4 protein-coding genes are annotated in these 7735 nt (G+C 71.1%); 1 reads left to right on the top strand and 3 read right to left on the bottom strand.

Features of this window, described 5'->3' with window-relative positions; all coding sequences use genetic code 11:
• Positions 1-240: 240 nt before the first annotated feature.
• The 3 genes from QR78_RS05675 to zwf form a co-directional block, all read right to left on the bottom strand.
• On the bottom strand, positions 241-2946 hold the full coding sequence (locus tag QR78_RS05675; RefSeq protein ID WP_048426539.1) for an MGH1-like glycoside hydrolase domain-containing protein: 2706 nt from the start codon (positions 2944-2946) through the stop codon (positions 241-243).
• Between the two features lie 283 nt (positions 2947-3229).
• The gene (locus QR78_RS05680) at positions 3230-5134 is read right to left on the bottom strand and encodes an amylo-alpha-1,6-glucosidase (protein WP_244276213.1); all 1905 of its coding nucleotides are present in this window, start codon (positions 5132-5134) and stop codon (positions 3230-3232) included.
• A 2-nt stretch (positions 5135-5136) separates the two neighbouring features.
• The gene (gene zwf / locus QR78_RS05685) at positions 5137-6657 is read right to left on the bottom strand and encodes a glucose-6-phosphate dehydrogenase (RefSeq protein ID WP_082171499.1); all 1521 of its coding nucleotides are present in this window, start codon (positions 6655-6657) and stop codon (positions 5137-5139) included.
• Between the two features lie 198 nt (positions 6658-6855).
• On the opposite strand from zwf, the gene QR78_RS05690 reads away from it, so the two are divergent.
• A partial coding sequence (locus QR78_RS05690) for a 2-dehydropantoate 2-reductase (RefSeq protein ID WP_048426540.1) occupies positions 6856-7735 on the top strand: 880 nt, incomplete at its 3' end.

The following is a 7735-nucleotide window of genomic DNA, read 5'->3' on the forward strand; positions in this document are numbered from 1 at the left end:
GTCTGCGACGGTGCAACAGGTTGAGCCGCTTCGCGGCATGTCCTCTGCTGGATCCCGGATCTCCTTCCGCTGACGCTCCAGTCGTCCGGGAAAGGGGGGCGGAACGCCCGCGTATTCGCCTCCACGTTCTTCAGTGTCGTGTGCCGCGGCCTTGCAACCGGTAGTTGCTCAAGATCATTGATTTTGCATCATTTTCTTTGACGAACCGGTACCGACTTCGTCGGAAAATGCTCGTGGGCCTCATCCCTCCGGGGCCGCCGGCACCGGCCCGCCCGCCACCTCGCGGCGCGGCTGGAGCAGCAGCGCGATCAGCCCCGTCCATCCGGTCTGGTGCGCCGCCCCCAGGCCCGCCCCGGTGTCGCCGTGGAAGTATTCGTGGAACGGGACGTGATCGCGAAAATGCGGGTCGTCCTGAAAGAGCGGGTTGTCGCCCAGGACCGGGCGGCGGCCGTCGGGGCCGCGCAGCACCAGGCGGGTAAGGCGGGCGGACAGCTCGTCGGCGATCTCCGGCAGGGTGAGGTACTGCCCTGAGCCCGCCGGGCACTCGATCGTGAACTCGGGCCCATAGAAGCGGCCGAACTCGGTGAGCGCCTCGACGAGCAGAAAATTGATCGGCAGCCAGATCGGCCCGCGCCAGTTCGAGTTGCCACCGAACACGGCAGTGGTCGATTCCGCCGGCTCGTAATCGACCGCGAAGGTCTGACCGTCCCAGGGGAAGCGGAACGGCGCCGCGGCATGCGCCTTCGAGACCGAGCGCACGCCGTGGGGCGAGAGGAACTCGGTCTCGTCGAGCATCCGGCGCAGGAGCGCCTTCATGCGGTGGCGGCGCAGCAGCGAGAGCAGCACCCGGTTGCCGCGGCCCGGCTCCTCCCAGCGCGAGACCTGGGCGGCGAGGTCGGGGCGGTGGGTGAGCAGCCAGCGGGCGCGCCGCGCGAAGGCAGGGAAGCGCTCCGAAAAGTCCTCGTCCAGCACCTCGACGGCGCAGAGCGGGATCAGCCCGACGAGGGATCGCACCCTGAGCGGCACCTGGCGGCCGCCGGGCAGGCTCAAGACGTCGTAGTAGAACTCGTCGGTCTCGTCCCACAGGCCGGTCCCGTTGCCGCCGACATGGGTCATCGCCTCGGCGATGGTCAGGAAGTGCTCGAAGAACTTGGTGGCGATGTCCTCGTAGACCGGATCCTCGACCGCGAGTTCGAGGGCGATCCGCATCAGGTTGAGGCTGTACATCGCCATCCAGGCGGTACCGTCGGCCTGGTCGAGGGTGCCGCCGGTGGGGAGCTTCGCCGAGCGGTCGAAGATGCCGATATTGTCGAGCCCGAGGAAGCCGCCCTGGAAGACGTTGCGGTCGCCGGCATCCTTGCGGTTCACCCACCAGGTGAAGTTCAGCATCAGCTTGTGGAAGACCCGCTCCAGGAAGGCGCGGTCGGGCTTGCCGGTCAGCGCCTGGTCCATGCGGTAGACCCGGAGCGCCGCCCAGGCATGGACCGGCGGGTTCACGTCGCCGAAGGCCCATTCATAGGCCGGCAACTGCCCGTTCGGGTGCATGTACCATTCGCGGGTGAGCAGGATCAGCTGGCCCTTGGCGAAGGCCGGGTCGATCAGCGCGAAGGTCACGCAGTGGAAGGCGAGGTCCCAGGCGGCGTACCAGGGATATTCCCACTTGTCCGGCATCGAGACGATGTCGGCGTTGTTCAGATGCGTCCAGTCGCTGTCGCGGCCGTGGCGGCGGGCCTCCGGCGGGGCCGGCTGGGCGGGATCGCCGGCAAGCCAGCGCCGGACGTCGAAATGGTAGAACTGCTTCGACCACAGCATGCCGGCGAGCGCCTGGCGCTGGACGAGGCGGGCATCCGGGTCGGCGATGTCGCGCTGGAGCGCGGCGTAGAAGGCGTCGGCCTCGGCCAGCCGCTGCGCCATCACGGCGTCGAAGGCGGCGGGGTCGCGCGCGTCCGGGCCCGCCTCGGGGCTCAGGCGGAAGCGTAGCGTGACGGTGCCGCCGGCCGGGACGGTCAGCCGCGTCCAGGCGGCGCATTTGGTGCCCTCGGCGAGGGGGTTCACCGCCTCGTGCCGGCCCTCGACGATCCGGTCGTTGATCGCGTCCTTCGGGTGGGCCGGGCCGGGCGTGCCGAAGAGCCGCCGCGTGTTGGTCTCGTTCTCGCAGAACAGGAACTCGGCCGGCTGGAGGCTCGCGAAGCGCAGGGCCGGGGCGCGCCCGCGGGTCGCCGCGACGGCGCCGGTCTCGGTCAGGCGCAGCAGCGGGCGGGGCTGCTCGGCCTCCCAGGATTCGCGCCCCCACGACCAGGTGTTGCGGGCGACGACCTGCGGCAGGACGTGGAGGTCGGCGGCTTGCCGCCCGCGGTTGACAACCGTGACCCGCATCAGGATGTCGTCGGGGGCGGCCTTGGCGTAGTCCACGGTCACGTCGTGGTAGCGCCCGCCTTCGAACACGCCGGTATCGGCGATCTCGTATTCGGGGAGGTTCTTTCCCTTGCGCCGGGCATTCTCGGCGACGAGGTCGGCATAGGGGTAGGGGGCGTGCGGATACTTGTAGAGCATCCGCATGTACGAATGCGTCGGGGTCCCGTCGAGGTACCACCACAGCTCCTTGACGTCCTCGCCGTGGTTGCCCTCGTCGTTGGTGAGCCCGAACATCCGCTCCTTCAGGATCGGGTCGCGGCCGTTCCACAGGGCGAGCGACAGGCACCAGAGCTGGCGGTCGTCGCTGAAGCCCGCGATGCCGTCCTCGCCCCAGCGATAGGCGCGGGAGCGGGCGTGATCGTGGGGCAGGTAATCCCAGGCGGCGCCGCCTTCGCTGTAATCCTCCCGCACCGTGCCCCATTGCCGCTCGCTCAGGTACGGCCCCCAGCGATGCCAGCCCTCCGTCTCGACGGCGGCGAGGCGGCGGCCCTCCGCGGTGTCGGTGAGGCAGGCCGTGGAAGAGGCGGGCATGGTGGGGTCTCCAGTCACAGCGATCTAAAAATTTCGGAGAACTTCTTTGTGAGGCAATCCCGCCCCTTTCCCGGACGACTGAAGCGTCAGCGGAGGGAGATCCGGGATCCAGCAGAGAATATGCCGCGAAGCGGCTCTGCATGCTGCAGCGTTGCTGACAGGCGGACGCTTCGCGACTTTTCGTGCTGGATCCCGGATCTCCTTCCACTTCGTTTCAGTCGTCCGGGAAAGGGGAGGGCGGTATGGGCCATTGGCGATCTTCCGGCCGCCCGACATCGAACACCTACACCGGATCGAGGTCGAGCATCCGCCGCACGCGGATCAGCTCGCCGAGGGACCAGGCCTGGAACGGGCAGCCGCCGGGGCGGTGGGGGGCATCGCCATCGGCGACCTCCGAGATGTGGCCGAGGCCGGCCTCCCGGAGATGCGCCTCGAGCGGCGGCAGAAAGCGCGCCCTCGCTTCGGTCCTGGCCTCGGCCGAGCCGCCGCGGACGGAAAGCCAGGCCTCGACGAAGGGGCCGATCAGCCAGGGCCAGACCGTGCCCTGGTGATAGGCGCCGTCGCGCTCGGCCGGACCGCCGGCATAGGTGCCGCGATACTCCGGATCGGCGGGATCGAGGGAGCGCAGGCCGAGCGGCGTGAGGAGCCGCGCCTCGACCACGTCGACCACCGCCCGGGCCGCCTCGCCGGTGAAGAGCGGGAAGGGCAGGCCGCCCACCGCCAGGATCTGGTTCGGCCGGATCTTGCCATCCACCGCGCCCGGAACGTGGTCGGCATCGATCACGTCGTGGAGGGCGCCGGACGGTGCGACGAAGCGATGGACGCTCGCCGAGGCGCGCCGCTCCAGGTCGCGCCAGCGCGGCGACCAGCGGGCGATGCCGATCCTGAGCGCGTTGATCCACAGGGCCTGGACCTCGACCGGCTTGCCGATGCGCGGCGTGATCACCCGGTCGCCGACCTTGGCGTCCATCCAGGTCAGCTGCATCCCCGGCACGCCGGCCCGCAGGAGCCCGTCCGCATCGGCCGCGATGCCGTAGCGGGTGCCGGAGGCGTAGCCGTCGAGGATCGCCGCGCAGGCCCGCTCCAGCCCGGCGGCCTCCGCTTCCGGTACCGCCAGGCCGGCGGATTCGTGGGCCGCGAGGGTGTCGTGCACCGCCACCACGTACCAGAGCGAGGCGTCGACGGCATTGTATTCCGGCGCCTCGCCCCGGTCGGGGAAGCGGTTCGGCATCATGCCCTCGCTCACCGCCCCGGCCCAGGCGAGCAGGATCGCCCGGGCCTCGGCCAGGGCACCGGTGGCGACGAGGAGGCCGCGGAGCGCGATGAAGGTGTCGCGGCCCCAATCGGTGAACCACGGGAAGCCCGCCACCAGCGTGCGTCCGCCGGGCCGGTCGACCAGATAGGCGGAGGCTGAGAGCGCCAGGGGCGGGAGCGCGGCGCGGCGCGCCTCCTCGTCCGCGATCAGCCGCTCGGCATGGGCCGCCGCCCGCACGGCGAGCCCGTCGCCGGCGCGCAGGATCATGATTCCCGCACCGGCGGCGAGATCGAAGGTGAAGGTGCCCGGGCTGGCCAGATCCTCGGTATCGTCGAGGCCGCGGTCACGCTCCGCCGCGTACAGGAAGTCGCGGTACCAGTCCGGCGCGTGGGCGTAGGCGCCGTTGGTCAGCGCCGCGACCGCCGGCAGGTCGGGATAGGGCCGCCAAGCCACGTTGCCGCCCCGCACGGTCGCCGCGAAGGCGAAGGCCGGGTTCTCGTGGTGCAGCGCGTGGTAGTCGCGGCCCGACAGGAGCGGGCGGACGGTGAGCGTGCAGGGGCCGTCGCCGGTCAGGCGCTGCCAGCGCAGCAGCGTCTCGCCGGAATCGGGGACGACCAGCACCGCGTGACGGAGCGTGGTGCCGTCCGGAAGCCGGAAGGTCCAGGTCGGCCAGGGCCGGGGCGCGAAGTCCGCGACGTGGCGCCAGCCGTCGGGGTGGATCACGTCGGGCGCGTAGCCCTGCGTCGAGAGCGGGACGGAGCCGGCCGCGGTCGCGACCTCCGCCTCGAACCCGTTGACCAGCACCACGCGGCCGGTCGGCGGGGTCGTCGCGGTGAGGAGCAGCGCGTGGTAGCGCCGGGTGCGCGGGCCCGAGACCGGGCCGGAGGCGAAGCCCCCGAGCCCGTCGGCCTCGAGCCATTCGCGCGGGTCCACGGTCAGTCGCCGTCGAGGGGCAGCCAGCGCCGGCCGTCGCGGGCGAGAAGCTCGTCCGCCGCATTCGGCCCGGCGCTGCCGGCCTCGTAGGGCTCCGGCTCGCCGCCCGCCCCCCAGGCCTTCACCAGCGGATCGACCGCGGCCCAGGACGCCTCGATGTTGTCGGCGCGCTGGAACAGGGTCGCGTCGCCGCAGAGGCAATCGTAGAGCAGAGTCTCGTAGCCGACATTCGGCTCCTGCGGGAAGAACGCGTCCTCCCGGAAGGTGGAGCGCACGGCGCCGAGCCGCATGGACGGGCCCGGCACCTTGGCGTTGAACTCGGTGGTCATCCCCTGAACCGGATCGACCATGATCCGCAGGATGTTCGGCGCGATCTGGTCCACGGGCGTGTCGCGAAACAGCCGGTAGGGCGCGGGCTTGAAGTGGACCGCGATCTCGGTGCGCCGCCCGGTCATCCGCTTGCCGGTGCGCAGGTAGAACGGCACCCCGCCCCAGCGCCAGTTGTCGATGGTGAGCTTCAGGGCCGCGTAGGTCTCGGTGCGGCTGGCTTTCGCCACGTGCGGCTCGTCGCGGTAGCCCGGCACGGCGCGGCCCTGTTCGGTGCCGGCCCGGTACTGGCCGCGCACCGCGTCGCCGGGCTGGACCGGCTGCACCGCCTGGACGAGCTTCGCCTTCTCGGTGCGCACGGCTTCCGCGTCGAAGGAGACCGGCGGCTCCATGGCGGTCATGCACAGAAGCTGGAACAGGTGGTTGGGCACCATGTCGCGGAGCGCCCCGGTCGGCTCGTAGAAGGCGCCGCGCTCCTCGACGCCGATGGTCTCGGCGGCGGTGATCTGGACGTGGTCGACGAAGTCGCGGCGCCAGATCGGCTCGAACATCCCGTTGGCGAAGCGGATCGCCATGATGCTCTGCACCGTCTCCTTCCCGAGGAAGTGATCGATCCGGTAGAGCTGGGATTCGTCGGCGACCGTCAGGAGGCGCTTGTTCAGCTCCTGGGCCGAGGCGAGGTCGCTGCCGAACGGCTTCTCGATCACCACCCGGCGAAAGGCGTCGTCGCCCTGCTTCAGGAGCCCGGCCTGTCCCAGGTGCTCGACGATCGGCGCGAAGAACCGCGCCGCGACCGCGAGGTAGAACACCGCGTTGCCGGGGATCTTCTCGGCGATCGTCCTGTAGGTCTCGGGCGCCAGGAAGTCGCCCTTGAGGTAGTGCAGCCGGTCGCGCACGAAGCCCCAGGCCGTGGGATCGATGTGCTTGGCGTGGAACTCCGCCGTGTCGTCCTTGGTGAAGGATTCCATCGTGTCGGAGAGGTTCTTGCGCCAGCTCTCGTCCGAGCCGTCGGAGTGGTCGACGCCCCAGATCGTGGTGTTTTCGTCGAGGAGGTGGCTGCCGGCGAGGTTGTAGAGCGCCGGCATCAGGAGGCGCTTGGTCAGGTCGCCGCCGGCCCCGAAGATCACGAGGGTCGCGGGCGGGGCCGGCTTGCTGCCGGAGGCGGCGTGCCCCTCCACCGGGACGTGCGACGTCATGGGGCTCTCCTGATCGTTGGGTGCGACGCAGCGAAGCGAGAGCCCGGAAGCTAGATCCCGCCCTGCGGCGGACAAGGGATGGACCGGGGCCTCCGCGCGCGGGGGATGCAGGCCTCACCCGCATCCCCGCCGCCTTTCCGGGCCGCCGGGGGCGGCCTAAGGTTAGCCCTTGGAACCGGGATCGGGAGCGAGCGGGACATGGCGGACGGCACCAGGCAGGCGGGCGGCGTCGCGGTGATCGGGAGCGGCGGGATCGGCGGCTACCTGGCGGGGGCGCTGGAGCGGGTCGGGCGCGACGTGACCTTATGCGTGCGCACGCCCTTCGACCGCCTCGTCGTCACGGACGCATCGGGCGAGCGCGAGGTGCGGGTGCGCGTCGTCGCCGATCCCGCCGCGGTCGGCCCCGCCGAGTGGGTGCTGGTGACCACCAAGGCGCAGGACACCGCGGGCGCCGAGCCCTGGTTCCGCAGCCTCGTCGGGCCCGGCACCCGGGTGGTGGTGATCCAGAACGGCGTCGGCCAGGCGGAGCGGGCGCGGCCCCACCTGCCGGCGGGCGTGCCGGTGCTGCCAGCGATCATCTATTGCTCGGTCGAGCGCACGGCGCCCGGCCGCATCACCCATCACGGCAGCACCAAGATGACCGTGCCGGCCGGCCCCGACGGCACCGCCTTCGCGGAGCTGTTTTCCGGCACCCCGTTCGAGATCACCCAGGAGGCGGATTTCGTCACGGTCGCCTGGCGCAAGCTTCTCAGCAACGCGGTGGTCAACCCGGTCACGGCACTGACGCTACGCCGCATCGTGGTCTTCAACGATCCGGCGATCCGGGACCTCGCCCGCGGGCTGATGGACGAGGTGATCCGCGTCGCCAATGCCGAGGGCGCCCGGCTGACCGACGAGGACGCCACCCGCATCCTCGACGGCTACCTGCGCATGCCCGGCGACGGCGGCAGCTCGATGCTCTACGACCGCCTCGCCGGCCGGCCCCTGGAGCACGCCCACCTCACCGGCGCCGTCGTGGCGGCGGCGGAGAAGCACGGGATCGCCGTGCCGCTCAACCGGGCGATCCTGGCGCTCGCCG

It is taken from the genome of Methylobacterium indicum (assembly GCF_001043895.1).
Lineage (GTDB): Bacteria > Pseudomonadota > Alphaproteobacteria > Rhizobiales > Beijerinckiaceae > Methylobacterium > Methylobacterium indicum.

Excerpts from the sequence above, each read along its gene's own strand:
- QR78_RS05675 (WP_048426539.1), bottom strand. The coding sequence starts at position 2,946 with ATGCCCGCCTCTTCCACGGCCTGCCTCACCGACACCGCGGAGGGCCGC.
- zwf (WP_082171499.1), bottom strand. The coding sequence starts at position 6,657 with ATGACGTCGCACGTCCCGGTGGAGGGGCACGCCGCCTCCGGCAGCAAG.